Source organism: Stenotrophomonas sp. 78350_Sma (genome assembly GCF_056482105.1).
This window is the reverse complement of sequence record NZ_CM151182.1, coordinates 4201383-4225921: the sequence shown is the minus strand read 5'-3', so window position 1 is coordinate 4225921 and position 24539 is coordinate 4201383. Positions and strand designations below refer to the sequence as shown.

Below are 24539 nucleotides of genomic sequence, written 5' to 3'. Positions count from 1 at the left end.
CCGCCGTTCCTCGGCAATCCAGCACTACACAGTGCGATGCGGCTTTCTCTCCCAACGCTCCTATGTCGCTCCTAGCCGACAACGCCGCTCTTCTTCTAAGCGGCCCCGAAAGGAGCTAACCTACTGTCCCATATACGGTTTCAAGTCCTTCTTGATTTGCGCGAAAGAATTGACACCGGCACTTTTTTGTTGCCCGGTTGCCGCCATGGCGCCGCGTCGCTACGCTCGGCGACCATGCCTACCTCGTTCATCGTCGTCGACGACTTCCTCTCTCCGGCCGATGCGCACGGCCTGCGCCAGGCCGGCCTGGGCCTGACCTACCCGGCGCAGGAGGGCGCGTTCCCCGGCCGCAATTCGCTCGAACGGCTGGAGCTGGACGGCCTGTCCGAGGCCGCATCGCGGCTGGTCAACGAACCCCTGCGGCCGGTCGATCCGCTGCAGTCGCACGGCAAGTTCCGGCTGACCCTGGCCAGCGATGTCGGTCGCGCCAAGGTGCACACCGATCATTCGCACTGGTCCGGCATCCTCTACCTCAGCGCTCCGGAGCAATGCGAAGGCGGTACCGAGTTCTTCCGCCACCGCCGCACCAATACCGAGCGCATGGCGTTGAACGCCCACGAGCTGGCTGCGCTGGGCTACGCCAATGGCGGCGACATGCATCGCGACATCATCGAGCGCGACAGCGTCGACGACAGCCAGTGGGAGCTGACCATGCGCATCCCGATGCGCTTCAACCGCCTGGTGCTGCTGCGCCCGTGGTTCTGGCATACCGCTGGCCCGGCCTTCGGCGACCGGCCGGAGAATGGGCGGCTGGTCTACCTGATGTTCTTCGAGCAGGCGCGTTGAGGAATGCCATCCACGCATGGCGTGGATCTACCGAGGTAGCCGCGCAGGCGTCATTGCCCCCTCATTCGACGAATGCCTTCGCCGCGCCGTACTCCCACTGCCACGGCACGCCGGTGTCGCCCAGCACGAAGGCCACCAGCGCCGGGAAGGTCGCTTCGGCGCGCACATCGTTGCCCAGGATCACCACGCAGCGCTGCTGCCGCTCCACGCACACCAGCGTGTTGCCCACCGCATCATCGTGGCCGCCCTTGTAGAAGCCCGCGCCTTGCGGGCCACGGAACGTCACCACGCCCAGGCCCGCCGCCAGGTCCTTGCGCTGCTGCGCCTTCGGCAGCTCCGGCTGCAGGGTAGGGAACTGGCTGGCGGTGGTGATCGCCAGCTGCGGCCGCACCAGCTCCTTGCGCATCGCCGCTGACAGCCCATCGCCGCGCACGTAGCCAGCGGCGAAACGGGCCATGTCGGCGATGGTGGTATCCATCGAACCGGCCGCACGCACGCGGCTGCGCTCATCGTGCGGCTCGGCGGTGCCCTCCACGGTCCAGCCGTCTGCCAGGTTGGTGGCGAAGTCCTCGCGCCACATCATGCTGGTGCGGGTCATGCCGAAGCGGTCGAACACCCGCTGCTGCATCAACGTGCCCACATCCTCGCCCAGCCGCCCGCGTTCGATCACGAACTGCAGCAGGATCAACCCTTCGCCGGAATAGCCGTAGCGGCTGCCCGGATCGAAGTGGAACTTCAGCCGGCCGTCCGGTTCGAGGAACCCGAAGTTGGCAAAGCCACTGGCGTGGTTGAGCAGCAGGCGAGGGGTGAGCTGGCGCCAGCGTGCATCATCGGCCAGCACGCTGTAGTCGGCGTACTTCTTCGTTTCGGGCGGATAGTCCGGCAGCGGCTTGTCCAGGGCGGTAGCGATGCTGGCATCGAGATCGATACGCGCGTCCTGCGCCAGCTGTGCGACCAGGTGGCCGAAGGCCATCTTGGTCAGTGACGCAGCGTACATCACGGTGTCGGTGCGCAGCGGCTCGCCTGCGGCGTTGCGTTCACCGTAGGCGGCCACATGCACCACCTTGCCGTCATCGATCACCGCCAGCGCCATCCCGCGCGCATGGGCCGCCTGCATCAGCCGCTGTGCTTCGGCATCGATGCGAGTGGGCGAGGGCACGGGTGGCGGCGCGGCCAGCACCGCCAGCGGGAGCAGCGTCAGCAACATCAGGGTGGCACGGCACATGCGTGGAACTCCTGGTGGGGCGCACGGCGATGCTACGCCAGGCTGCCGCTGGCGTCATTGCCAGATGTCAGCTGGCCTGCGGCCGGCGCAGGCAGATCCGGGCCGCGCCGGCACCGATGTCCACCTGGCCGCCGCGCATTGCATCGGCACCGAGGATCAGCGCCGGCCGGGCCTCCAGTCCGATCGCCTTGAACACCGGCAGTTCGCTGATGCGGACCTCCATCGACGGGTGCTGCCAGCCGCTGCCGGTCATGCCGGCCAGGGTGTACAGCCAGGTCGCCTGCTTTCCGCCGCCCAGGCCTGCGGTGCCCTTTTCACGCACCCGCACCCGTGCGTCGCTGCCGTCCGTGCGCAGCCCCAGTGCGCGGGCCGCTTCAGCGTTGAGGACGGTCTGCGCGGCACCGGTGTCGACCACGGCGATGGCGTCCACAGCGGGCGCGCCCAGTGCAAGCGTGATGAAGCCGAACTGCCGCAGGCCGTCAGTACGGCCGGGCAGCGCATTGGGCTGGCAACCCGGTCCTTCCAGGTTCAATCCGCCGGGTGTCCACAGCGCCAGTTGATTGCGGCCGAAGTCCCAACGGGTGTCCCAGCGCCCGGTCAGATCGTTGCCGATCAAGCCGTCAATGGCCGGATCATCGTCCTTCGGCAACGACGACAGATCGACCTTCATGGCTTGGGCCTGCAGCTGCCAACTGCCCAGCTGCCAGGACGTGCTGCGCATGCGCTGCAGCCGTGCGGAAGCTGCACTCGCCCCCTGGGCCTGTGATACCTCTGCATCCGCATCCTCCAGGCCATAGCGCCGCACGACGCGGTCATCGACCAGGGTTGCGCCTGCAGCGCTGTCGACCACGAAGCGCAGCGGTTCGGCACGCCCGTCCAGCGACACGGCCACGGCCGGATGACCGCCCTGCATCCACATCGGCAGGATGTGTTCGGGGGCATCGGACGCCAGCGCAGGCAGCGGGGCAGCAAGCAGGAGGAATGGGATGAGGCGCAAGGCAAGTCTCCGCAGTGATCATGGGTGACCATTGGCGCGCAGCGGCGTATCGCGGGAATATCGGCGTTGATACCGTCCTGATACAGACCTGCCTGATACTGCCCGCATGCCTACTCCCGCCCGTGTCATCGTTGTCGATGACGACGCCAGCATCCGTGATGCCATCGCCGATTGCCTGTTGCTGCATGGCTACCAGGTGCGGGTGGCCGCGGACGCGACGGCGCTGGACGTGCTGCTGCAGGTCGATCGCCCGGACGTGATCATCCTCGACTGGATGATGCCCGGTGAGGATGGCCTGTCGGTGTGCCGCCGGCTGCATGCACGGGCCATTCCGATCCTGATGCTGTCGGCGATGGGCAGCGCACCGGACAGGGTGATCGGCCTGGAGATGGGCGCGGACGATTACCTGGCCAAGCCGTTCGACCCGCGCGAGCTGCTGGCGCGGGTACGCGCGCTGCTGCGCCGGCAGGACAAGCTGCGCAGGCAGGTAGCCAGTGAACTGCGCTTTTCTGGTTGGCGGTTGCTGCCGGAACAACGTCGCCTGCTGGCACCGGATGGGAATGAGCTGGTGCTCAGCCGTGGTGAATTCAGCCTGTTGCTGGCGCTGGCCGAACGCCCCGGGCGGGTGCTGGGGCGCGAGCAGCTGCTGCAGCTGAGCCGTGGCGAGCCCAGTGACAGCGTCGACCGCGCGGTCGACCTGGCGATCAGCCGGCTGCGCCGCAAGCTCGGGCAGGCATCACCCGGTGCGGAAGCCCTGGTGCAGACATCGCGTGGCGAAGGCTATCGCTTCGACGCTGAGGTACAGGTGTTGTGAGCAGCCGGTGGCCGACTGCGCGTTGGATCGCAATGCTGGCCCTGGCCAGCCTGCTGCTGGCGACACTGGTCAGCGTAGCCGTGGTTGGCTGGATGCCTCGGCCCGCGCCGCCGCCGATGCGCTTGGACCAGGCCGTGCAGGTGCTGCGAGGGGAGCAGGCGGCAGCGCCACTGGGCCTGCATCTGGCGATGCAGGATTCGCCGCCACAGGGCAGTGCCAGCGACTGGCTCACGCAACTGGCTGCGATGCAGATGGGCGTGCCGGCGGAAAAGGTACGCCTGGTCTGGAGCGGACAGCGCAAGGCGCCCGATGTGCAGGTCATCGAAGGCGGTGCGGTGCTCGATGCCACGGCGCGGGCCGGTGTATTGAAGGCGCAGGCTGCGGTACTGACCGCCATGCAATGGCCGCCGTTTGAACTGGGCGTACGCCAGGCCGATGGCCGCTGGCGGGTGGTCGGTAGCGACCACAGTGATCTGGCGACCTGGCGCCGCCAGGTGGTGCTCGCCCTGCTGGGCGGTGCAGTCCTGCTGGCGCCGCTGGCGGCGTGGGCCTCGATCCGCCTGGGACGCCCGCTGCGGCGCTTGGCCGAGGCCGGCGCACGGGTTGACCTGCAGGCCGATACGCCGTTGCCGGATGACGGCCCACGCGAAGTACAGATGCTGGCTTCCGCGATCAGCACCGGTCGCGATCGCTTGCGCGCGCAGGCACAGGACATGACCCACATGCTGGCCGCCGTAGCGCACGACCTGCGCACGCCGTTGACCGGCCTGCGCCTGCGCGCCGAATTCGCACCTGCGCCACAGGCGGCGCGGATGGTGGCGGACATCGAACGCATGGATACGATGATCGAGCAGGTGCTCGATTACGCACGCGGCGAACTGCAACCACTGCAGTTGCGGCCGCTGGACCTGGCCGCGTTGCTGGAGGAATGCGTGCACAGTGCCCTGCTGCGCGGCGTCTCGATCTCCATCGAGGGCCCGGACACACTGCCGTGGCGGGGCGACGGGCTCCTGCTGCGGCGGGCAATCGACAACCTCATCGACAACGCAGACCGCTACGCCGGTGCCGTAGACCTGCACGCCGCCATGGCAGGCAATCGCATGCAGCTGGATGTGATGGACCGCGGCCCAGGCATCGCCGAGGACGATCGTGAACGCCTGCTGCAACCTTTCCAGCGCAGCGAGAGCTCACGCAGCCGCGCCACGGGTGGGACCGGCCTGGGCCTGGCGGTGGCGGCCAACGTCGCACGACGGCATGGGGGCGAGCTTCTGCTGCTGCAGCGTGATGGCGGCGGACTGATCGCACGCCTGCTGCTGGGGCCGGCTTCCTGAAATCACCTGGACAGTGGCGTAATGCCTATTTTTTGAAATATGATTAGGCGCCTAATCATATTGGATGAAGCCATGCTGGAAGCCAAGCACAGTGCCCTGCTGGATGAGGCGCAACGACGCGGCCATACCGGTGTCGCGCAGCTGCGCCTGTGCTTCCAGCTGCTGTCGCTGTCATCGGCCATCGACCGCGACTGCGCCACGCGCCTGGCGCCGCACGGGCTCAGTGAAGGGCGTTTCATCGTGCTTTTCCTGCTGCACGGTGCCGGTGGCACGCTGCCACCGCATGAATTGGCCGAGCGTGCAGGTGTCACCCGCGCCACGGTCAGTGGCCTGATCGATGGCCTGCAGCGCGAAGGGCTGCTGCAGCGACGCAGTGACGCCGAAGACGGCAGGCGCCTTCAGATCGTGCTGACCACACAGGGGAGGCGCCTGGCCGAGACGCTGTTCAACCAGCACACGCAATGGATAGGGGGCTTGTTCAGCGGATTGGGCGCAGAAGAACAGCAGCAGTTGTCACAGCTGCTGCACAAGGTCTGGCAGCACACCGATACAGGTCGTGGGGCATGAGCAGGATCCTGACGGCTGAGCGATTGAATGCGCTCAACACTGGCAGCGTCGCCGCCAGCCATCTGGCCGAATGCCTGGCGGTGGATTTTGGTGCGCTGCTGCAGGCGGTGGTACCCGCAGTTGAACATGACGCGCTGCACCGTATGCGCGATGCTGAAGGCAAGGGCATCACCCAACGCATGGCCCTGGCTGCCCGGTTGCTGCGCGAAAGCGGGCAGGGCGATCCCGCGCAATGGCAGGATCATGCGTCCGATACCGTGCGCGGCTGGGCCTGCTATCTGATCGGCAGCAATGCCCGCGCAACGTTGGCAGGGAAGCTGCAGCAGATGCGCGCGCTGGCCGATGACCCACACTTCGGTGTGCGCGAATGGGCGTGGCTGGCGCTACGCACGGACATCGTTGCCGCGCCGATGCAGGCGCTTGAGTACCTGCAACCGTGGACACAGGAAGCATCGCCGTACCTGCGCCGCTTCGCCTGCGAGGCGCTGCGCCCGCGCGGCGTCTGGGCCACGCATATCGCGCTGTTCAAGCGGCACCCGGAACATGCATTGCCGCTGCTGGAAGCACTGGCCAACGACCCGGAGCGCTACGTGCAGGACTCCGTGGGCAACTGGCTCAACGACGCCGGCAAGACCCGGCCGCACTGGTTGCGCGATCTGTGCGCGCGCTGGCAGCGCGAACACGATGGCGGCGCCAACGCCTACATCCGCAAGCGCGCACTGCGCTCGCTCCGGTAGTGCCGGCCGCTGGCCGGCAAGCCCCGAACCCTCAAGGAAGAACCACCATGTCGCACACCTTCATCGAGCTCTATACCGCCACGCCTGCCTGGACGACACTCCCGCCCGAGCAGCGGAATGCCTTCTTTGCCCGGATCGGAGCTGGCATGCAGCAGTTCGATCCAGCCCACATCACACCGCTGGCGATGGGCCGCATTGCCACGGGCGTACAGCACGGCAGCGATGAGCAGTTCTATGCGGTCTGGCGCTGTGCAAGCCGCGCGGATGCCGATGCGCTGGTGGCCGGCATTGCCGCCACCGGTTGGCATCAGTACTTCACCACCACCAACGCCCTGGGCGTGGACGAGGGGATGGTCCAGCACCTGGCCGATCTGGCTGCCTTGTAGCGGCACCCCGGACGCGCATGGCACATGCGCCTGTCACCCAGACGCGGTAAACAGGACATTGCCATGTCCATCCGCAGGGAAGTCGATCATGCAGAGCACGCTCCAGGTCACGCTGTTCGGCCCTCTTGGCGACAGCCCGGCGTTGCAGTTGCCGGGTCTGGAGGGGCCGTCAGTGGCCATCCAGGAATCGGCCCTGCGGCGGTTGGTTTCCGACCTCTACACCGCGCGTTCCCTGCTCAACCCCGAGCAGCTGGACGAGGCCCGGCAGGAACTGGACCGCGTGCTGGAGCGCTGGGCCGACATCCACGAGGGCCTGCTGCTGGACGTGGAAGTGCATGGCAAATGAGCGATTTGGCGTGGCTGCCGCCGCGTAGACGACGCAGGCAGGCGCATCGCTGAACCGCGCCCCCAGTTGCGGATGAAACATTTTGCACTGCGCAAAAGCTGTGCTATCAATAGAACCCATGAACGCAGCCCCCACCAGCTTTTACTGGTATTACTTTCCGAAGCCACTGGCGGAGGAAGGACTGCGCTCACCCTGAAGAAAGCTTCAGACGCATTCCCGAAAGCCGCCAGCGAACCTGGCGGCTTTTTTCATGCCGCCACGCTGGGGACCCCCAACGTTCCGGAGACCTCCCCCAATGCCCCCGCACACCGACGACCTGCGTATCCGCACCATCGAACCGCTGACACCGCCTGCCCAGCTGCTGGCGATGCTGCCCTGTGACGATGAAGCCTCCGACACCGTCAGCGCCTCGCGCGCGGCCCTGCACCAGATCCTGCACGGCCGTGACGACCGCCTGGCAGTGGTGGTGGGCCCGTGCTCGATCCACGACCCGAAGGCCGCCATCGAGTACGCCCAGCGCCTGAAGCCGCTGCGCGATGCGCTGGCCGGCGAACTGGAAATCGTCATGCGCGTGTACTTCGAGAAGCCGCGCACCACGGTGGGCTGGAAGGGCCTGATCAACGATCCGGACCTGGACGGCAGCTTCAAGATCGACAAGGGCCTGCGCATCGCCCGTGGCCTGCTGCGCGACATCAACAAGCTCGGCCTGCCGGCCGGTGTCGAGTTCCTCGACGTGATCTCGCCGCAGTACATCGCCGACCTGGTGGCGTGGGGCGCGATCGGTGCACGCACCACCGAAAGCCAGGTGCATCGCGAGCTGGCCTCGGGGCTGTCGTGCCCGGTCGGCTTCAAGAACGGCACCGATGGCAACGTGAAGATCGCTGCTGACGCGGTGGGCGCGGCGTCCAATCCGCATCACTTCCTGTCGGTCACCAAGCAGGGCGGCACCGCCATCGTGTCGACCACCGGCAATCCGGATTGCCATGTGATCCTGCGGGGCGGCAAGCAGCCGAACTACGACGCAGGCAGTGTTGCCGAGGCCTGCCAGGTGCTGGCCAAGGCCAAGCTGCCGGCGCGCCTGATGATCGACGCCAGCCACGCCAACAGCCTGAAGAACCCGGAGAACCAGCCGAAGGTGATCGACGACATCGCCGTTCAGCTGGAAGACGGCGAACAGCGCATCGTTGGCGTGATGATCGAGAGCCATCTGGTCGGTGGCCGCCAGGAACTGGTGGAAGGCCAGCCGCTGGTCTACGGGCAGAGCATCACCGATGGCTGCATCGACTGGGACACCACCGTGACTGTGCTGGAGCGACTGGCCGCGGCCGTGCGCGCCCGTCGCGACGTGAAGGTGTCCGAAGCCGCTTGAGTGCGGCACGTGTGTGGATGGCGGCCAGCGCCTGCGGGGGTGCGGCCGCGATCGGGGTCGGTCGGAGTTGGAGGCCGATCCGTCCGCACCGGCGATGCGCCTGGCGCTGCGTATGTGCGACAGCGCCAGGTACATCGCCGGGGTGGTGACGCGGCTCTCCGGTAGATCCACGCCATGCGTGGATGGCGCTGACCCGTTCACCGTCTCGTGCGCAAGCTTGCCAGCGCCAGGTACATCGCCGGGGTCGTATACAGCGTCAGCCACTGGCTGACCAGCAACCCGCCCACAATGGCGATACCCAGCGGTTGCCGGAGTTCCCAGCCCTCGCCGTTGGCCAGCATCAGCGGCAGCGTGCCAAGCAGTGCCGCCAGCGAGGTCATCAGGATCGGCCGCAGGCGCAACCGCGCGGCTTCCATTACTGAATCCTGCGCGCTCAGCCCGCGCCGCTCGCCGGCCAGCGCGAAGTCCACCAGCAGGATGGTGTTCTTCATCACCACGCCCACCAGCAGGAACAAGCCGAGCAGGGCGATCAGGTTCAACTCGTTGCCAAACACCCACAACGCCAGCAGCGCGCCGACACCGGCCGAGGGCAGGGTGGACAGGATCACCAGCGGCTGCAGGAAGCTCTCGTAGAGGATGCCCAGCACCAGGTAGACCGCCAGCGTGGCGCCCAGCACCAGCCATAGCTGGCGCGCGCGCAGCTGATCCAGGCCGCCGGCCTCACCGGACAGCTTGCCCTGCACCGAACGTGGCAGCATCAGTTTCGACATCGCACCATCGATCGCCTGCGTGGCCTGTTCCAGCCCCACGCCAGGTGCCAGCGCGAACTCGATCCAGATCGAGGCGAACTGTTCGCTGTGATACACCCGGTCCGGTGCCATGCCATAGCGCCAGCTGGCGATGCTCGACAGCGGAATGCGCTGGCCGTTGCCGTCGATCACCTGCAGCTGCGCCAGCGTGCCGGGGTGCTGGGTGTGCTTCGGGTCCAGCTCCATCACCACGCGGTACTGGTTGAGGCTGTCGTACAGCGTGGCCACCTGGCGCTGGCTGAAGGAGTTGTTGAGCATGCTGGCGACGGTGCGCAGGTCCACGCCATGCCGCGCGGCCGCCTCGCGATCGATGTCCAGCACCACCTGGCGCATGCCTGCTTCGCCCTGTGCTTCCACGTCCACCAGTTCGGGCAGGCCACGCAGGGCGGCAGCCACCTTCGGTGCCCATTCGCGCAGGGGCGTGGTATCGGCTGAAAGCAACTGGAACTCGTACTTGCCGCTGCTGCCGGCGCCTTCCAGGCGGATGTCCTGGTCCACCCACAGATAGAGATTGCCGCCGGGCAGCTTGGGCAGCCGCGCGCGCAGGCGGTCGATCACCTGCTGGCTGGAGACTTTGCGCTCGGCCAGCGGCTTCATCTTGATCATGATGAAGGCGTTGTTCACGCCGTTGCTGCCGCCGATGTAGCCGATGATGTCCTCGATGGCCGGGTCGGACAGCAGCAGTTTCCGGTACGCGTCGATCTTCGGCTGCATGGCCTGGAATGACAGGCCGTCGTCACCGCGGGCGAAACCACGCAGCTGTGCAGTGTCCTGCTTGGGCACGATGCCCTTGGGCACCTGCTGGAACAGCCAGGCGTTGAGCGCGATGACCGCAACGAAGGCCAGCAACGGCCAGCGCAACCGGCGCAGGCTGGCCTGCAGGGTGCGCAGGTAAGCGCCGCGCACACGTTCGAACAGCGCATTGCTGCCGCGCTGCCAGCGTGATGGCTGCTGCCCGGGATCGATAAACAATCGCGCGCACAGCATCGGTACCAGGCTCAACGCGACCAGCACGGAGACCGCCATCGCCGCTACCAGGGTCAGCGAGAATTCGCGGAACAGGCGTTCGACGAAGTCATCCAGGAACAGGATGGAGACGAACACCACGGCCAGTGCAATGTTCATCGACAGAAGCGTGGCACCGACTTCCGACGCACCCCGTACCGCAGCCTGCCAGCGGTCCGCCCCGAGTTCGCGATGGCGGGCGATGTTCTCCAGCACCACGATGGCATCGTCCACCACCAGCACGGCGGCCACGATCAGGGCCATCAGCGAGAGCGTGTTGAGCGAGAATCCCATCAGCGCGATCAGCGCCAGCGTACCGAACAGCACCACCGGTATCGCCACGCTGGGCACCAGCGCCGCACGCCAGTGGCCGAGGAAGCCCAGCACCACCAGCACCACCAGTACGATGGCCAGAACCAGCGTCATCTCCGCTTCCTGCAGCGTGGCGCGGATCACCGGCGAGCGGTCCATCACCAGGCGCATGTCAACGCTGGAGGGCAGCAGTGCATGCAACTGTGGCAGCTGCGCCTGGATGGCATCGACGGTGGCGATGATGTTGGCATTGGGCTGGCGGCTGACGATCAGCAGCACGGCGGGGCGGTCGTTGTGGAAGCCGCTGGCGTAGCGGTCCTCCACGCCATCGGCGACGGCGGCGACATCGCCCAGTCGCAGCGTGCGGTCGTCGCTGACCTTCAACGCCAGTTCGCGGTACTGGGTGGCTTGGCGCAGCTGCAGCGGTGCCTCCAGCTGCCATTGCTGGCGCGCGTCCCCCACCGCGCCCAGCGGGCGCACCGCATTGGCACGTGCGATGGCCCGCGCCACGTCCTCCAGTGCCAATCCAGCATGGTTCAGCGCGTTTGGATCCAATGACACGCGTACCGCCGGCAGTGCGCTGCCACCGACCTGGACTTCGCCCACGCCCGGTACCTGCGACAGTTTCTGCGCCAGCACGGTGGAGGCCAGGTCGTACAGCTGCCCGGGCGACAAGGTGTCCGAGGTCAGTGCCAATGCCAGGATCGGTGCCTGCGAAGGGTTCACCTTACGGTACTGCGGCATGCCCGGCATGCCACTGGGCAGCTGCCCACGTGCAAGGTTGATCGCGGCCTGCACTTCACGTGCGGCTTCATCGATATCGCGGCCGAGCACGAACTTCAGTTCGATCTGGGTCTGGCCCTGGGTGCTGGCCGAGTCGATGCGCGAGATGCCGGGCAGGCTGCCGAGCGCACGTTCGAGCGGCGTGGCCACGGTGGCCGCCATCGACTCGGGCGAGGCACCGGGCAGGCTGGCACTGACTTCGATGGCCGGGTAGTCCACCTGTGGCAGCGGTGCCACGGGCAGCAGCCGCAGCGCCAGCAGGCCTGCCAGCACCAGCGCAACCGCCAACAGGATCGTGGCCACCGGCCGCTGCACGCAGGCCTGCGCCAGGCGCTCCACAGGGGTCACGCGCTGGCCTCTTCAGCGACGGTGGTTGCTGCCGCGTGGCCGCGCTGCAGGCGGTCGAAGGCGAGGTAGATCACCGGCGTGGTGAACAGGGTCAGTACCTGGCTGACCAGCAATCCGCCCACCATCACCCAGCCCAACGGTTGCCGCAGTTCGGCACCGGAACCACTGGCCAGCATCAGCGGCACCGCGCCAAACAGTGCGGCCAGCGTGGTCATCAGGATCGGCCGGAAGCGCAGCAGTGCCGCCTGGTGGATTGCCTCGCGTGGCGTCATGCCGCGTGTGCGCTGCGCGTCCAGCGCGAAGTCGATCATCATGATCGCGTTCTTCTTCACCAGGCCGATCAGCAGCACGATGCCGATCACCGCGATCAGGTCCAGGCTGCGTCCGCTCACCCACAACGCGGCCAGCGCGCCGACCGTTGCCGAAGGCAGGGTGGAGAGGATGGTGACCGGATGGATGAAGCTCTCGTAGAGCACGCCCAGCACGATGTACATCACCACCACTGCAGCCAGGATCAGCCACAGTGTGGACGACAGCGAACTGCTGAACGCCGCTGCGGCACCCTGCAGGCGCAGCTCGATGCTCTGCGGCAGATCCACGTGTGCGCGTGCGGCGTGCACAGCCTCCACCGCTTCGCCCAGCGATGCGCCCGGGGCCAGATTGAATGACAGCGTGGCCGCCGGGAACTGGCCGACATGGTTGCGCAGCAGGGCGGTCGGGCCCAGATCCACGCGTGCCACCGCACCCAGCGGCACGGTCTGCCCGCTGCTGCTGCGCACACGCAGGCCACTGATGGCTTCCGGTCCCGGCTGCCGCGATGGGTCGGCCTCCAACACCACGCGGTACTGGCTGGCCTGGGTGAAGATGGTGGAGATCTGACGCTGCCCGTAGGCGTCGTACAGCGCATCGGCCACGGCTTCGACGCTTACGCCCAGACGCGCCGCGGCATCACGGTCGATGTTCACCCGTGCCTGCCGTCCCTGCATCTGCAGATCGCTGGCGACATCACGCAGCGCCGGTTGCTGGCGCAGCGCCTGCAGCAGCTCCGGGGTCCAGCGCTCCAGTGCTTCAAGATCCGGCGTGGTCAGGGTGAACTGGTACTGGGTGCGGCTGATGCGGTCTTCGATGCCCAGCTCCTGCACCGGCTGCAGGTACAGGGTGATGCCGGGAATCTTCGATACGCGCTGCTGCAGCCGTTCCATCACCACGGCGGCGCCATCGCGGTCGCCATGCGGTTTCAGTTCGATCAGCAGGCGTCCGGTATTGAGCGTGGCGTTGTTGCCGTCCACGCCGATGTACGAGGACACGCTGGCCACCGCCGGGTCCGCTTCGATGGTGGCGGCCAGCGCCTGCTGGCGCTCGCGCATGGCCTGGAACGAGATGGCCTGCGGCGCTTCGCTGATGCCCTGCACCAGGCCGGCATCCTGCACCGGGAAGAAGCCCTTGGGCACGGCGAAGTACAGCGCCACGGTGAGTGCCAGCGTGGCAACGGTGGCCAGCAGCATCAGCGGCTGGCGCTGCAGCACCCAGCGCAGTTGTCGGTCGTAGAGGGCGATGATGCGGTCGAACACATCGGGCGCATGCGCGGTCTTCGCGTGCGGCTTCAGGAACCGCGCGCACAGCATCGGCGTCAGCGTCAGCGAGACCAGCAGCGAGATGCCGATGGCTACCGCCAGTGTCACCGCGAATTCATGGAACAGCGCGCCCACCAGGTCGGCCATGAACAGCAGCGGGATCAGCACCGCGATCAGTGAAACGGTCAGCGACACCAGGGTGAAGCCGATCTCGGCCGCCCCCTTCAGCGCGGCTTCGCGCGGGCTTTCACCTTCTTCCAGATGGCGGGCAATGTTCTCCAGCATCACGATGGCGTCGTCCACCACGAAGCCGGTAGCGATGGTCAGCGCCATCAGCGTGAGGTTGTTGAGTGAATAGCCGGCCAGCAGCATCACTGCGAAGGTACCGATCAGCGACAGCGGTACCGCGACGCTGGGAATGAGTGTGGCCGGCAGGTTGCGCAGGAATACCCACGTGACCAACACCACCAGGCCGATGGCCAGCACCAGTTCCTTCTGCACGCCGCGCACCGACGCGCGGATCGATTCGGTGCGGTCGCTCAGCACGTTCATCTGCACGCCGGCCGGCAGCGTGGCCTGCAGCTGTGGCAGCAACGCGCGCACCTGCTCGACCACGGCGATCACGTTTGCACCGGGCTGGCGCTGGATGTTCACCAGCACTGCCGGCATGGTGCCGCTCCAGGCGGCCAACTGGCGGTTCTCGGCGCCATCGGTGATGGTGGCCACGTCGCCCAGCCGCAGCGGCGCACCGTCGCGCCAGGCCAGTACCAGGGCACGGTACTCATCCACGCTGCGCATCTGGTCGTTGGCATCGAGCATCACCGCGCGGATCGGGCCATCGAAACTGCCTTTGGGCAGGTTGACGTTGGCCGCGGCGATGGCGGTGCGGATGTGGTCCATGCCCAGGCCGTTGGCGGCCAGTGCCGCCGGATTGACCTGGATACGCACGGCAGGGCGCTGGCCACCGGCCAGGCTGACCAGGCCGACACCGGGCAGCTGCGCCAGGCGCTGCGCGATGCGCGTATCCACCAGGTCATGCACCTGCGGCAGCGACAGGCCCTGCGAGGTCACCGCCAGGGTCAGGATCGGCGTATCGGCCGGATTGACCTTGCGGTAGACCGGCGGCACGGGCAGGTCGCCGGGCAGGAAGCTACCGGCGGCGTTGATCGCGGCCTGCACGTCCTGTTCGGCTACGCCCAGCGACACCTTCAGTCCGAACTGCAGGGTGATCACCGACGCACCGCCGGAACTGGTCGACGACAACTGCTTCAGGCCGGGAATCTGCCCGAGCTGGCGCTCCAGTGGCGCAGTGATCGTGCGTGTGGTCAGTTCCGGGCTGGCACCGGGGTACAGCGTGGTGATCTGGATGATCGGGTAGTCGACCTGTGGCAGTGCAGCCACCGGCAGCAGGCGATAGGCCAGCACGCCGGACAGCAGCAGCGCCACCATCAGCAGCGTGGTGGCGACAGGCCTGAGGATGAACGGACGCGAGAGGTTCATGCGCCGGCCTTGGTCGCGGCCTCCCCGGCGATGATCTCCACCGCCGTGCCGTCTTCCAGTCCGTCGATGCCTTCGATCACCACCTGGTCACCTGCGGCCAAGCCCGAACGCACGGCCACGCGGCCGTCATCGGCAGGGCCGAGCACTACCACGCGCCGCTGCGCCGTGTTGTCCTTGCCGACGACATGCACGTAGTTGCCCTGGCTGCCGAACTGTACGGCGGCATCGGGAATCAGCAGGGCGGGCTGCTCGCCCAGCTGCAGGCGTACGTTGACGAACTGGTTGGGGAACAGCGCCAGATCGTGGTTGTCGAAGTGCGCACGCAGCTTCAGCGTGCCGGTGGTGGTATCGATGCGGTTGTCGAGGCTGGACAGCGAGCCGCGCGCCAGCTGCCGGCGTTCTTCGCGGTCCCAGGTTTCCACCGCCAGCGACGGTTGCGCCTGCACGGCATCGAGCAGTGCAGGCAGCTCGGGTTCGGGCACGGTGAACAGCACGCTGATCGGCGCAGTCTGCGCCAGCGTCACCAGGCCTTCGGCATCGCTGGCGCGTACCAGGTTGCCCACGTCCAACCGCCGCAGCCCGACGCGGCCACTGACCGGCGCGGTGATGCGGGTGTACTGCAGCTGCAGGCGTGCTTCATCAACAGACGCCTGGTCGCTGAGCCGGCGGCCCTGCAGCTGGCGCACCTTGCTCTGCTGGTCGCTCAGTTCCTGCCCGGACACGTAGTTCTGCTTCTGCAGTTCGCGGTAGCGCTGCAGCTGCCGTTCGGCGTTTTCCAGCTCGGCCAGGTTCTGCTGCTGGGTGCCCTGGGCCTGCGCCAGCTTCACTTCATACGGGCGTGGGTCGATCTGCGCCAGCAGGTCGCCGGCGTTCACCTGCTGCCCTTCCTGGAAGTGCAGGCGCAGCAGTTCGCCATCCACGCGGCTGCGCACCACCACGCTGTGCAGCGGGGTGACCGTACCGACCGCCTTCAGGCGCAGCACCAGCGGCTCGGCACTGGCGCGCGCCACGCGTACCGGCACCGTCTTGCCCGGTGCATCGTCGCGGCTGCCGGCGTCGTTCCGGGGCCACAGCCACCACGCCAGAACGGCGACGAGGGCAAGGGCCAGCACCGCCCACAACGAGCGGGCACGGCGGAAGCGGGAATTTTCGGCGACAGACATGGGGCATCCTGCGCCCTGCGCGCGCAGGGACATGCGGGCCCGTCGGCGCGTTCACGGGCACCACGGGCAGCGGGGAGGGAGTGTCTGGCGGGGCCGCGGGCGCGGCGTGGCTGGATGCCGTCGCGCGTGCGACGGGGTGTCAATGGTAGCGGTTTACGCGAACCGTCGCCGCGTGACCTTGGTCATGCAACGCAATCGGTGGTGCCGGCCGCTGGCCGGCAACCTGCTGGAATCTGCGGGCGTATGCAGTGTTGCCGGCCAGCGGCCGGCACGACCGTCAAACCATCAATGCACTTCGTCGTGATAGACGAACTTCGGCATTTCCCAGCGGTAGTGGATCGCCAGCAGGCGCAGGGCGAAGCCGCCGCCGAGGCAGCACAGGATCGCGGTGGCGTCGGCCACGCCCCAGTGCAGCAGCAACAGGTACGCCGCGCCGGTCAGCAGCGCGATGATCGCGTACAGCTCCTTCTGGAAGATCAGCGGTACTTCGTTGCAGAGGATGTCGCGGAGCACGCCACCGAACGCACCGGTCAGCATGCCGGCAATCAGTACGATGGGCGTGGCATGGCCGGCCTCGCGTGCGATCGAGCAGCCGATCAGGGTGAAGGCGATCAGGCCCAGCCCGTCCAGCACCAGGAAGGTGCGGCGGAAGTGGTGCATCCAGCGCGCCACCCAGGTAGCGATCAGCGCCGCGCACACGGTGAAGCCCAGGTACTCGGGATGCTTCACCCAGCCCAGCGGGTAGTGGCCGAGCAGGATGTCGCGCAGCGAACCACCACCAAGGGCGGTGACGCAGGCGATCATGACCACGCCGAAAAGGTCCATGCGGCGGCGGCCGGCGGACAGCGCGCCGGTCATGGCTTCAGCGGAAATGGCGATCAGGTAGATGATGGACAGCAGCATGGGGCAGGCTCCGGGCGCGGTGGGGCCGGCCATGCGCGACTACCGCCACTGCCTGCGCAATGACGGGATGACGATGACCGGTGCCGCTCCCGCTGTCCTTTTGCCTGAGAGTTCAGCGGCGTGGGCCGCGTGCCCCTTCGGCGGATCGTCCCGGGCATGCCCGGTGACCTCTCTCCAGCTCGGCGAGTCGAATGCATGGTTGGTGGGATTCCAGCCCACCGGCCTGAGCGATCATGGGAGCCTGCGCCTTCGGCGGGCGCCAGCGCGGCGCCTCTCTCCTGCATTCGGCCGCCAGTATATCCGCTGCAGTGCAGCACGGCATAATCCCGGCATGGCCCCGTCCCCCCGCCCGTGGTTCCTGTACCTGCTCGAATGCCGCGATGGCAGCTATTACGCAGGTATCAGCACCGACGTGGACGCACGCTTCGCCGCCCACCAGGCGGGCAAGGGCGCGCGCTACACACGGTCGCGGCCGCCACTGCGCGTGCTGGCCGTGCGCGAATACCCGGACCGTTCCGCCGCCTCGCGCGCCGAATGGCAACTCAAGCAGCAGCCGCGCGAACGCAAGCTGGCGTGGCTGCAGGCCCTGGACGCTGGACTTCTGTAGCCGAGCCCGCGCTCGGCTGCTGTTCCGTCTGCCCGTTGCAGGACCCGGGCATGGGCTCGGCTCTACGGTAGGTCCACGCCATGCCTGAATGCGGCTTGCACGTGCCATGATCGCCACACCCATCGACACATGGATCCGTCCGATGAAGAACCGCGGGATACTGCTGTTGACTGCCTGCGTGGCCCTTCTGGCCTGCACCCAGGCACCGTCGCCACCGCCACTGCAGCATGGGCAGATCGGCACCGCCGCTGAGCTGGCCGCGTACGGCCCGAGCACACCCGAACCGATCCACCTGCGTCGTGACCGGGTCCCTCCCGATCTGGTCGATCTGATCCCGTTCGCGGAAAAGTGGGGGATCGGCGATGACATGCTTCGCAACGAAATGCAGGAGCGTGCCACTGACGCGGAAAAGCAGGCATTGGCGGATGCGCTGGCGGGGCGCCATGCGCGCATCACCGTCTGGTTGGACAGCTTCCCGCAGGGGCAGCCCATGTCTGAAGAAGCCGCTGCGTTCATGTACATGCAGCTGGGCACCGACGAAATGCGCCTGATGCCGTAGATCCACGCCATGCCTGGATGCGGCTTGCACGTGCCATGATCGCCCAGCCCTCAGCGCCGGAGACCCGGATGTCCACGATCGCCCTGCTGTTCGCCCTTTCCGCAGCCACAAGCCCCGCCGCCGACCCGGCCACCATCGCGGCCATCGAAGCCACCTGCCATGACTACGTCGACGGCCAGCTGGAGGCGGACCCACAGCGCGTCGCCCGGTCCCTGCACCCGGACCTGGCCAAGCGCGCGGTCCTCGGTGATACACCCGATGAGCGCCTTGGACTGCGCCGGATGTCCAAGGAAGAACTGGTCTCACTGACGAAGCAGGGCGCGCTGAAGACCCCGAAGGAGCAATGGGACCGCCGCTGCACCGTACTGGATGTGACCGGCAACGCTGCCTCGGTGCGGCTGGAAACACCGTGGTTCGTCGACTACTTCCACATGGGGCGCTTCGAGCAGCGCTGGGTCATCGTCAACGCGTTGTGGTACCCGAAGCCGAAGGCGCAGTGACCGATGCGTGCGGCGGGCCGGGCGTGGATCGCGCTGTTTCTGCTGTTGACCTTCCTGGCCCTGCTGCCGGGCCTGCTGTATCCGCTGGGATTGGTCGCGACCGGGGGCCGGCCGCAACCCGTCGATTCCGCGCGGAGCGGCGGCGCGTGTGGTGCTGCGACCTATGCCCACCACGTACCGATGGATCCATGGCGATTCACGGCGCGCCACGTGGGGGTGAATACGAAGGTGAACGTGCCGGATGTCGAGCTCGAAGCCTCCTGGATCGCACGCGTCCACCTCGGCCACCATCCACGCCACAGCATGCTGCGCTGGCACCTGAGCTCGGCAGCACTGACCATCTGGATCACCCGGCACTGGTCGTCACGGCAGATCGCCGGCACGGCGCGAGCCGAAGGGTACTGCCCGCCCCGACCGTTGCATGGGCGCGGATCAGACTGACCGGGCCTGCTGGGACAGGGTGCTCTGGTGATCCAGCTCCTCCTGCCGGGAGCGCGCATCGGTCTGTCGGTGTGCGTCATTCATCGTCTGCAACTGCGCCAATGACGTGTCCACGGGGGTGGCAAATGCCTGCGCGGCCGGCATCTGTGCCCTGAGATGGGCCGGGTCGGACGGATCGCCCTGCACGACGAAGAGCGTTTCCGCCCTGCCATCCTGCGAAGGCGAGGCGCCCAGCACGACATGGTCGATGCGTGTCAGCCCGGCCTCGCGGGCCAGGCAGGTCGAGCTGGCTGCAAGGCGTTGCGCGTTTTCGCCGAAAGGCTGGGCCCGGCTGTCTTCCAGGCGCCGCACCGCCTCCTCGGCCTGTTGCAGCAGCGGGTCGGAAAGCGCGGCACGCCGTCGCTCCTGTTGTGCGGGTTCGACGTGCAGCAGCTGTTCGGGCATCCCGTTGCGCGGGGCGCGGTTGAGGTCGATGGAGCCGTCGGCATTCTGCTGGCGATGCAGTTCCGCACGCGGCACGGTGGACCACTGGCCATCGATGAAAGCGTGGCCGCGACCGTCCCGGTTCCAGATCACCAGATCATCGCCGGAGGCGTACAGGCCGGCGGTGGCCGGCGAGTTGCCGGCCGCCTGCGGGCGGCCCCAGGCATGTGAGCGCCCGTGCTGCAGGGCATCGAGGTAGGCCGGTGCCTCGGTGTTCTGCAGGAACAGGGTCTTGACCACTTCGTAGCGATGCAGGGCCTCGGGGTGTGCGCGATCGGCAGCCAGCGCCACCGGGCTGGCCAGCGGGTCGGCGGAGACACCGGCGAACACATCGCGCATCGGATTGCCTGGCCCTGCGGCTCGCAACCGGTTGAAGACCTCGGTGCCCTTCAGGGCGTGCTCCACGCCGCTTTCCAGGTAGTCCGGCTGTTCCCTGCCGCGTACGACGCGGTTGGGAAGCATGCCGTCGATCCGTGTCTTGACGTCATCCACGCTGGCCAGATCGCCGCTGGCAATCGACCGCAGAACGCCAGGATAGCGGCTCAACCCTGCCTGGTTCTCCAGCTTCATCAGCATGGTGGCAAGCTTGGCCTGGTCATCCAGCGACGCATGCTGGTACAGGTCCGTGCCGCGCAGCTGCTGCATCGCGCCGCCAGGATCCCGGCGGCCATCGCCGTGGCGGAGCAGTCGGTCGACCTGGCTGACATCGTGTGCATGCACGAACGCAACGCCGTCGCTGGATGCAAGGAAGGTGTTCAGATGTCCGCGGACGGTCCCATCCAATGCGCGCCCATTCTGTGCCCTGATGCCGTCGCCATCGCGCTGCAGGTCGGAAACCGTCTGCTGCCGCTGGCGTGCATCAAGCTCCAGCGAGGGCTGCTGCTGGCGCGCCCAGCGCTGATAGGCGTCCACCAGCTGGGTCGCCACCTCCGGGTGCTGGCCCAGATCGGTCTGCAGCGTGCCGATGGAAAAACCACTGTTGCCCACCGGCGTCATGACATTGCCGCTGATGTTGCCGGCAAAGGACAGCTGGTAGGCCACGTTGCGGCCGGCGTTGCTGCCCTCGGAGGCCACGCCGATGGCGAAGTAGGCCAGTGTGCGCAGCTGCGCATCGCTGAGCTGCGGACGATCCTGCGGTGCGGTGCTCATGGGCTGTTCTCCTTGCCGTTGGCGGTGCGTCCACACATCTTCAGCGCTTCGCGCACGGATGCGATGAGGCCGACGTACTCGTCCGCTGCAGCCGGTGACATCCCGTCTGCAAGTTCGTCATCGCTGCGCGCGGCGTCTTCGGCATAGGGCGACAGTGCGGCCTGGCAGGCCGCGTTGTTTCCCGCGTCATGCTGGGCCGAAGCGATCGCCAGCCTGATGTCGGCGATCGTGCTCAATGGAAGCGTATCCGCGCAGGATGCCTGGAGCGCTTCCAGCGTGCTGGCGGTGCCGGCGGCGGAATACGGCGCGGTCTTTGCAGCCGCCTGGCGCAACGCGGCGGCAACGTTGTCCGTCATGCAACGGTCGCTCACCGCAAGGTAGTGGCCCTTGAACCCACCGTTGCTGCCGCAGTAGGCGGCGCAGGCATCGGCCGTGCGCGTACCGACCTCGATGCCCTGGGCGGTAGGTTGCATCGTGAGCAGGCATTGCGCTGCGCCGGGTGCGGGATCCACCGCGACGGACTGCAGATCGTCGCCGAGCGTGCCCGCCAGGCTGCATCCGGCGCCGGAGGATTCAGTCTCCAGATGGAACTGCAGCGACGTGCTGCCAGGGCGTGCCTGCAGCAGCAGCTGTCCCCATCCTCGCTCGGTCGAGTAGGTACCGGGTGACAGGCGCGGAGAGGGCGCTGGCGAGGGGGCGGAGACTTCCGCCTGCGACTGCCCCGCAGGACAGCCCGAGAGCAGGGCGGCTGCGACCAGGGCGGGCAACCATTTCAGCAGATCCATGCGGCTTCATTCCATGAGCGACCGGCTTACGCTAGCAGCCCGTGCGTGAAGGCCACCGGGGCCCGGGACCTAGCGCCTCGGCCGCCGGTCGTCCTGGTCATCGCCGAAGATGATGCGCGCACTGCGCTGGTAGCTCCAGTACGCCACGGCCCAGTTCAGCAGTACCACGATGCGGTTGCGGAAACCGATCAGGAAGAACACGTGCGCGGCCAGCCAGAACCACCAGGCCAGGATGCCCGACAGCTGCAGTCTGCCCAGGTGCACGATGGCGGCCATGCGGCCGATGGTGGCCAGATTGCCGTAGTCGGCGTACTTGAACGGACCGGGTTCGGGCTTGCCGTGCAGGCGTGCGCGGATGACCTCGGCCACGTACTTGCCCATCTGCTTGGCCGCGGGCGCCACACCGGGTACCGGCTTGCCGTTGGCCTGGTTCAGCGCGGCCAGGTCGCCGGCCACGAACAGCTCGGGATGACCGGGCAGGGTCAGGTCCGGTTGCACCTGCACGCGTCCGGCGCGGTCCAGCGGCACCTCCAGCGTGCGCGCCAGCGGTGAAGCGGCAACGCCGGCGGCCCAGACCACGGTGCGTGCCGGCACGAACTGATCGCCGAGCTTGAAACCCTGGCTGTCGATGTCGCTCACCGGGGTACCGGTCAGCACTTCCACGCCGAGCTTTTCCAGCTGCCGGCGCGCCTTCAACGAAAGTACTTCCGGGAACGAGGACAGCACGCGTGGGCCTGCTTCGACCAGCCGCACCTTGGCGCTGGCCGGGTCGATGTGGCGGAATTCATTGCGCAGCGTATGCCGCGCGATTTCGGCCAGGGTGCCGGCCAGTTCGACGCCGGTGGGTCCACCGCCAACGATGGCAAAGCTCAGCCACGCCGCTTTCTTTGCCGGGTCCGGTTCGGCCTCGGCACGTTCGAAGGCCAGCAGCAGCTTGCGGCGCAGCGCGATGGCATCGTCCAGCGTCTTCAGGCCGGGCGCATCATCGGCCCATTGGTCGTTGCCGAAGTAGGCGTGGGTGGCGCCGGTGGCCAGCAGCAGGCTGTCGTAGTCCAGCGTGCTGCCATCGGCCATGCGGATCTGCCGGGCCTGCTTGTCGATGGCCACCACTTCGCCCAGGCGGACTTCCACATTGCGCTGGTGGCCGAGGATGTGGCGCAGCGGTGCGGCGATATCCGGCGCGGACAGGCCCGCGGTGGCCACCTGGTACAACAGCGGCTGGAACAGATGATGGTTGCGGCGGTCGACCAGGGTGATGCGCATGCGCTCGCGGGCCAGGGCACGGGTGGCCCAGAGTCCGGCAAAACCGCCGCCGACAACGACCAGGTGGGGAACGCGCTCACGACTCATCGACTCACTCCAGTGGGGGCATTGGGGGAAGCGCCTGGCATCTTCTCACGGCGACCGCCTGTCACGTCAGCGCCCGCGTGGATCGGCGATACTCGGGTTCAGGCAACCGCCCGCGAGGAGTCCATGAGCGAACCGGAAAAGCGCATCGCCCTGTTGATCGACGCCGACAACGCGCCGGCCTCGAAGATCGACGAGGTCCTGGCCGAAGTCGCCCGCTACGGCGTGGCCAACGTGCGCCGCGCCTATGGCAACTGGAAAAGCCCGCGGTTGAAAGGCTGGGAAGCGGTGCTGCACGAATATGCGATCCGCCCGATCCAGCAGTTCGCCTACAGCAAGGGCAAGAATGCCTCGGACATGGCGATGGTGATCGATGCCATGGACCTGCTGTACGCGCGCAACCTCGATGGTTTCGCCATCGTGTCCAGCGATGCCGACTTCACCCCGATGGTGATGCGCCTGCTGACCGATGGCGTGAAGGTCTATGGCTTCGGCGAGAAGAAGACGCCGGAACCCTTCGTCAATGCGTGCTCGAAATTCACCTACCTGGAAGCGCTGGGCCAGACCCATGCCAGCGTGCCGGATACCGAACAGGCATCGAGCGAACAGGCATCGAGCGAGCCGGTGGCCAACGACGATGCGCGCCCGCGCAAGAGCGGTGCGGAAATGCGCAGCGACACGCGGCTGGTGAAGATGCTGCGCCGCGCGGTGTCCGCGGCCGAGGGCGAGGATGGCTGGTCGCACCTCGGCCCGGTCGGCAGCCAGATCGGCAACCAGGCGTCGTTCGACCCGCGCAACTACGGCTACGGCAAACTCAGCGATCTGCTGGCAGCGATCGGCCTGTTCGAGCTGAAGAAGGATGGCAAGTCCTCCTACGTGCGCGCGCTGCCAAAAAAGAACCGGTAGTGCCGGCCGCTGGCCGGCAGTGCCCGGGTGCCAGATCCAGCATCCGGCACGCACACACCCCACCTGATCAGGCGTATCGTTGCCGCTCGCATTGCCAGCAAGGAAAACCCGCATGTTGAAGATCTGGGGCCGTCGCAATTCCAGCAACGTCCGCAAGGTGTTGTGGTGTGCCGAGGAGATCGGCCTGCCGTACGAGTCCATCGAAGTCGGTGGCAGCCACGGCGGCACGCAGACGCCGGAATACCAGGCGATGAATCCCAACAGCCTGGTGCCGGTGATCGAAGACCACGGCCTGCCGTTGTGGGAGTCCAATGCCATCGTGCGCTACCTGAGCGCGCGCTATGCGCTGGGCACGCTGTACGCTGAAGACCCGATGGAACGCGCCCAGGCCGAGAAGTGGATGGACTGGAGCACCTCGCGGATGGCGCCGCTGTACAGCGACCTGGTCTGGGGCATCATGCGCACCGCGCCAGCCGACCGCGACGAATCGCGGATCAATGCCGCCATCGTGCGTGCCGGGGACTACCTTGCGATGGCTGATGCAACCCTGGCCAGGCAGCCGTGGCTGTCGGGCGATACGTTCGCGATGGGCGACATCCCGCTGGGCTCGCAGATCTACGCGTGGTTCGAACTGCCGATCCAGCGCCCGGAGCTGCCGCACCTGGCTGAATGGTACGCCCGCCTTCGCGAGCGCCCCGCCTACCAGCGCGGCGTGATGTCGCCTCTGACGTAGCGAAAGTGTTCGGG

23 protein-coding genes and 2 riboswitches are annotated in these 24539 nt (G+C 67.3%); of the genes, 14 read left to right on the top strand and 9 right to left on the bottom strand.

Going from position 1 to position 24539, the window contains the following annotated elements:
- Nucleotides 1-234: 234 nt before the first annotated feature.
- Complete coding sequence (locus ACZK4H_RS19445) at nt 235-846, top strand: DUF6445 family protein (RefSeq protein WP_099554480.1); 612 nt, start codon at nt 235-237, stop codon at nt 844-846.
- 61 nt (nt 847-907) lie between these two features.
- Here the strand turns inward: ACZK4H_RS19445 and ACZK4H_RS19440 are convergent, their stop codons facing one another.
- Together ACZK4H_RS19440 and ACZK4H_RS19435 are read right to left on the bottom strand one after the other, a co-directional pair.
- A complete protein-coding gene (locus ACZK4H_RS19440; RefSeq protein WP_099554482.1) occupies nt 908-2071 on the bottom strand; it encodes a serine hydrolase domain-containing protein in 1164 nt (387 codons plus the stop codon).
- Nucleotides 2072-2138: 67 nt separating this feature from the next.
- On the bottom strand, nt 2139-3068 hold the full coding sequence (locus tag ACZK4H_RS19435) for a pepsin/retropepsin-like aspartic protease family protein (RefSeq protein WP_099554484.1): 930 nt from the start codon (nt 3066-3068) through the stop codon (nt 2139-2141).
- A gap of 106 nt (nt 3069-3174) precedes the next feature.
- On the opposite strand from ACZK4H_RS19435, the gene ACZK4H_RS19430 reads away from it, so the two are divergent.
- From ACZK4H_RS19430 to ACZK4H_RS19400, 7 genes are all read left to right on the top strand, one after another.
- A complete protein-coding gene (locus ACZK4H_RS19430; protein WP_099554486.1) occupies nt 3175-3882 on the top strand; it encodes a response regulator transcription factor in 708 nt (235 codons plus the stop codon).
- 32 nt (nt 3883-3914) lie between these two features.
- Nucleotides 3915-5213: a sensor histidine kinase gene (locus ACZK4H_RS19425; protein WP_099554488.1), complete on the top strand. Its 1299-nt coding sequence runs from the start codon at nt 3915-3917 to the stop codon at nt 5211-5213.
- Nucleotides 5214-5285: 72 nt separating this feature from the next.
- Nucleotides 5286-5780, top strand: coding sequence for a MarR family winged helix-turn-helix transcriptional regulator (locus tag ACZK4H_RS19420; protein WP_099554490.1), 495 nt, complete (start codon nt 5286-5288; stop codon nt 5778-5780).
- Entirely contained in the window at nt 5777-6517 is a 741-nt protein-coding gene (locus ACZK4H_RS19415) for a DNA alkylation repair protein (RefSeq protein ID WP_099554492.1), read from the top strand. The genes ACZK4H_RS19420 and ACZK4H_RS19415 overlap by 4 nt, the downstream gene beginning before the upstream one ends.
- Before the next feature lie 47 nt (nt 6518-6564).
- Nucleotides 6565-6903 (top strand): DUF6616 family protein, encoded by a 339-nt coding sequence (locus ACZK4H_RS19410; protein WP_099554494.1) that lies wholly within the window; start codon nt 6565-6567, stop codon nt 6901-6903.
- An 88-nt stretch (nt 6904-6991) separates the two neighbouring features.
- Entirely contained in the window at nt 6992-7249 is a 258-nt protein-coding gene (locus ACZK4H_RS19405; RefSeq protein WP_005411217.1) for a hypothetical protein, read from the top strand.
- A gap of 295 nt (nt 7250-7544) precedes the next feature.
- Complete coding sequence (locus ACZK4H_RS19400) at nt 7545-8618, top strand: 3-deoxy-7-phosphoheptulonate synthase (protein WP_049436870.1); 1074 nt, start codon at nt 7545-7547, stop codon at nt 8616-8618.
- Nucleotides 8619-8815: 197 nt separating this feature from the next.
- Here the strand turns inward: ACZK4H_RS19400 and ACZK4H_RS19395 are convergent, their stop codons facing one another.
- The 4 genes from ACZK4H_RS19395 to ACZK4H_RS19380 all read right to left on the bottom strand — a co-directional run bounded on the left by ACZK4H_RS19395 (nt 8816) and on the right by ACZK4H_RS19380 (nt 17015).
- Nucleotides 8816-11875: an efflux RND transporter permease subunit gene (locus ACZK4H_RS19395; RefSeq protein ID WP_099554498.1), complete on the bottom strand. Its 3060-nt coding sequence runs from the start codon at nt 11873-11875 to the stop codon at nt 8816-8818.
- On the bottom strand, nt 11872-14949 hold the full coding sequence (locus tag ACZK4H_RS19390; RefSeq protein WP_099554500.1) for a multidrug efflux RND transporter permease subunit: 3078 nt from the start codon (nt 14947-14949) through the stop codon (nt 11872-11874). The genes ACZK4H_RS19395 and ACZK4H_RS19390 overlap by 4 nt, the downstream gene beginning before the upstream one ends.
- The gene (locus tag ACZK4H_RS19385; protein ID WP_099554502.1) at nt 14946-16112 is read right to left on the bottom strand and encodes an MdtA/MuxA family multidrug efflux RND transporter periplasmic adaptor subunit; all 1167 of its coding nucleotides are present in this window, start codon (nt 16110-16112) and stop codon (nt 14946-14948) included. The genes ACZK4H_RS19390 and ACZK4H_RS19385 overlap by 4 nt, the downstream gene beginning before the upstream one ends.
- A gap of 285 nt (nt 16113-16397) precedes the next feature.
- Nucleotides 16398-17015 (bottom strand): trimeric intracellular cation channel family protein, encoded by a 618-nt coding sequence (locus tag ACZK4H_RS19380; protein WP_099554504.1) that lies wholly within the window; start codon nt 17013-17015, stop codon nt 16398-16400.
- A gap of 84 nt (nt 17016-17099) precedes the next feature.
- A riboswitch (glycine riboswitch) is annotated at nt 17100-17203 on the bottom strand.
- Between the two features lie 13 nt (nt 17204-17216).
- Nucleotides 17217-17306: riboswitch (glycine riboswitch) on the bottom strand.
- Between the two features lie 40 nt (nt 17307-17346).
- Here ACZK4H_RS19380 and ACZK4H_RS19375 point away from each other — a divergent pair.
- The 4 genes from ACZK4H_RS19375 (at nt 17347) to ACZK4H_RS19360 (ending at nt 19122) form a co-directional block, all read left to right on the top strand.
- Nucleotides 17347-17622: a GIY-YIG nuclease family protein gene (locus ACZK4H_RS19375; RefSeq protein WP_099554506.1), complete on the top strand. Its 276-nt coding sequence runs from the start codon at nt 17347-17349 to the stop codon at nt 17620-17622.
- A gap of 142 nt (nt 17623-17764) precedes the next feature.
- A complete protein-coding gene (locus tag ACZK4H_RS19370) occupies nt 17765-18181 on the top strand; it encodes a hypothetical protein (protein ID WP_099554509.1) in 417 nt (138 codons plus the stop codon).
- Between the two features lie 68 nt (nt 18182-18249).
- Entirely contained in the window at nt 18250-18681 is a 432-nt protein-coding gene (locus tag ACZK4H_RS19365) for a nuclear transport factor 2 family protein (RefSeq protein ID WP_099554511.1), read from the top strand.
- Nucleotides 18682-18684: 3 nt separating this feature from the next.
- Complete coding sequence (locus tag ACZK4H_RS19360; RefSeq protein WP_099554514.1) at nt 18685-19122, top strand: hypothetical protein; 438 nt, start codon at nt 18685-18687, stop codon at nt 19120-19122.
- Here ACZK4H_RS19360 and ACZK4H_RS19355 read toward each other — a convergent pair.
- The 3 genes from ACZK4H_RS19355 to ACZK4H_RS19345 form a co-directional block, all read right to left on the bottom strand.
- Nucleotides 19114-20754 (bottom strand): XVIPCD domain-containing protein, encoded by a 1641-nt coding sequence (locus ACZK4H_RS19355; protein ID WP_099554516.1) that lies wholly within the window; start codon nt 20752-20754, stop codon nt 19114-19116. The two genes, ACZK4H_RS19360 and ACZK4H_RS19355, sit on opposite strands and share 9 nt — an antisense overlap.
- Nucleotides 20751-21539, bottom strand: a complete 789-nt coding sequence (locus tag ACZK4H_RS19350; protein ID WP_099554519.1) for a hypothetical protein — start codon at nt 21537-21539, stop codon at nt 20751-20753. The genes ACZK4H_RS19355 and ACZK4H_RS19350 overlap by 4 nt, the downstream gene beginning before the upstream one ends.
- Nucleotides 21540-21608: 69 nt before the next feature.
- Nucleotides 21609-22889, bottom strand: a complete 1281-nt coding sequence (locus tag ACZK4H_RS19345; protein ID WP_099554521.1) for an NAD(P)/FAD-dependent oxidoreductase — start codon at nt 22887-22889, stop codon at nt 21609-21611.
- A 123-nt stretch (nt 22890-23012) separates the two neighbouring features.
- Between ACZK4H_RS19345 and ACZK4H_RS19340 the strand changes: the two genes are divergently transcribed.
- Together ACZK4H_RS19340 and ACZK4H_RS19335 are read left to right on the top strand one after the other, a co-directional pair.
- Nucleotides 23013-23792: an NYN domain-containing protein gene (locus ACZK4H_RS19340; protein ID WP_099554524.1), complete on the top strand. Its 780-nt coding sequence runs from the start codon at nt 23013-23015 to the stop codon at nt 23790-23792.
- Nucleotides 23793-23904: 112 nt separating this feature from the next.
- The gene (locus ACZK4H_RS19335; protein WP_099554526.1) at nt 23905-24525 is read left to right on the top strand and encodes a glutathione S-transferase family protein; all 621 of its coding nucleotides are present in this window, start codon (nt 23905-23907) and stop codon (nt 24523-24525) included.
- Nucleotides 24526-24539 lie beyond the last annotated feature (14 nt).

What these genes read in the sequence shown, in the direction of transcription:
- ACZK4H_RS19445 (WP_099554480.1), top strand. Translation starts at nt 235, where the DNA reads ATGCCTACCTCGTTCATCGTCGTCGACGACTTCCTCTCTCCGGCCGAT.
- ACZK4H_RS19440 (WP_099554482.1), bottom strand. Translation starts at nt 2,071, where the DNA reads ATGTGCCGTGCCACCCTGATGTTGCTGACGCTGCTCCCGCTGGCGGTG.
- ACZK4H_RS19430 (WP_099554486.1), top strand. Translation starts at nt 3,175, where the DNA reads ATGCCTACTCCCGCCCGTGTCATCGTTGTCGATGACGACGCCAGCATC.
- ACZK4H_RS19425 (WP_099554488.1), top strand. Translation starts at nt 3,915, where the DNA reads ATGCTGGCCCTGGCCAGCCTGCTGCTGGCGACACTGGTCAGCGTAGCC.
- ACZK4H_RS19420 (WP_099554490.1), top strand. Translation starts at nt 5,286, where the DNA reads ATGCTGGAAGCCAAGCACAGTGCCCTGCTGGATGAGGCGCAACGACGC.
- ACZK4H_RS19415 (WP_099554492.1), top strand. Translation starts at nt 5,777, where the DNA reads ATGAGCAGGATCCTGACGGCTGAGCGATTGAATGCGCTCAACACTGGC.
- ACZK4H_RS19410 (WP_099554494.1), top strand. Translation starts at nt 6,565, where the DNA reads ATGTCGCACACCTTCATCGAGCTCTATACCGCCACGCCTGCCTGGACG.
- ACZK4H_RS19405 (WP_005411217.1), top strand. Translation starts at nt 6,992, where the DNA reads ATGCAGAGCACGCTCCAGGTCACGCTGTTCGGCCCTCTTGGCGACAGC.
- ACZK4H_RS19400 (WP_049436870.1), top strand. Translation starts at nt 7,545, where the DNA reads ATGCCCCCGCACACCGACGACCTGCGTATCCGCACCATCGAACCGCTG.
- ACZK4H_RS19390 (WP_099554500.1), bottom strand. Translation starts at nt 14,949, where the DNA reads ATGAACCTCTCGCGTCCGTTCATCCTCAGGCCTGTCGCCACCACGCTG.
- ACZK4H_RS19385 (WP_099554502.1), bottom strand. Translation starts at nt 16,112, where the DNA reads ATGTCTGTCGCCGAAAATTCCCGCTTCCGCCGTGCCCGCTCGTTGTGG.
- ACZK4H_RS19380 (WP_099554504.1), bottom strand. Translation starts at nt 17,015, where the DNA reads ATGCTGCTGTCCATCATCTACCTGATCGCCATTTCCGCTGAAGCCATG.
- ACZK4H_RS19375 (WP_099554506.1), top strand. Translation starts at nt 17,347, where the DNA reads ATGGCCCCGTCCCCCCGCCCGTGGTTCCTGTACCTGCTCGAATGCCGC.
- ACZK4H_RS19370 (WP_099554509.1), top strand. Translation starts at nt 17,765, where the DNA reads ATGAAGAACCGCGGGATACTGCTGTTGACTGCCTGCGTGGCCCTTCTG.
- ACZK4H_RS19365 (WP_099554511.1), top strand. Translation starts at nt 18,250, where the DNA reads ATGTCCACGATCGCCCTGCTGTTCGCCCTTTCCGCAGCCACAAGCCCC.
- ACZK4H_RS19360 (WP_099554514.1), top strand. Translation starts at nt 18,685, where the DNA reads ATGCGTGCGGCGGGCCGGGCGTGGATCGCGCTGTTTCTGCTGTTGACC.
- ACZK4H_RS19355 (WP_099554516.1), bottom strand. Translation starts at nt 20,754, where the DNA reads ATGAGCACCGCACCGCAGGATCGTCCGCAGCTCAGCGATGCGCAGCTG.
- ACZK4H_RS19350 (WP_099554519.1), bottom strand. Translation starts at nt 21,539, where the DNA reads ATGGATCTGCTGAAATGGTTGCCCGCCCTGGTCGCAGCCGCCCTGCTC.
- ACZK4H_RS19345 (WP_099554521.1), bottom strand. Translation starts at nt 22,889, where the DNA reads ATGAGTCGTGAGCGCGTTCCCCACCTGGTCGTTGTCGGCGGCGGTTTT.
- ACZK4H_RS19340 (WP_099554524.1), top strand. Translation starts at nt 23,013, where the DNA reads ATGAGCGAACCGGAAAAGCGCATCGCCCTGTTGATCGACGCCGACAAC.
- ACZK4H_RS19335 (WP_099554526.1), top strand. Translation starts at nt 23,905, where the DNA reads ATGTTGAAGATCTGGGGCCGTCGCAATTCCAGCAACGTCCGCAAGGTG.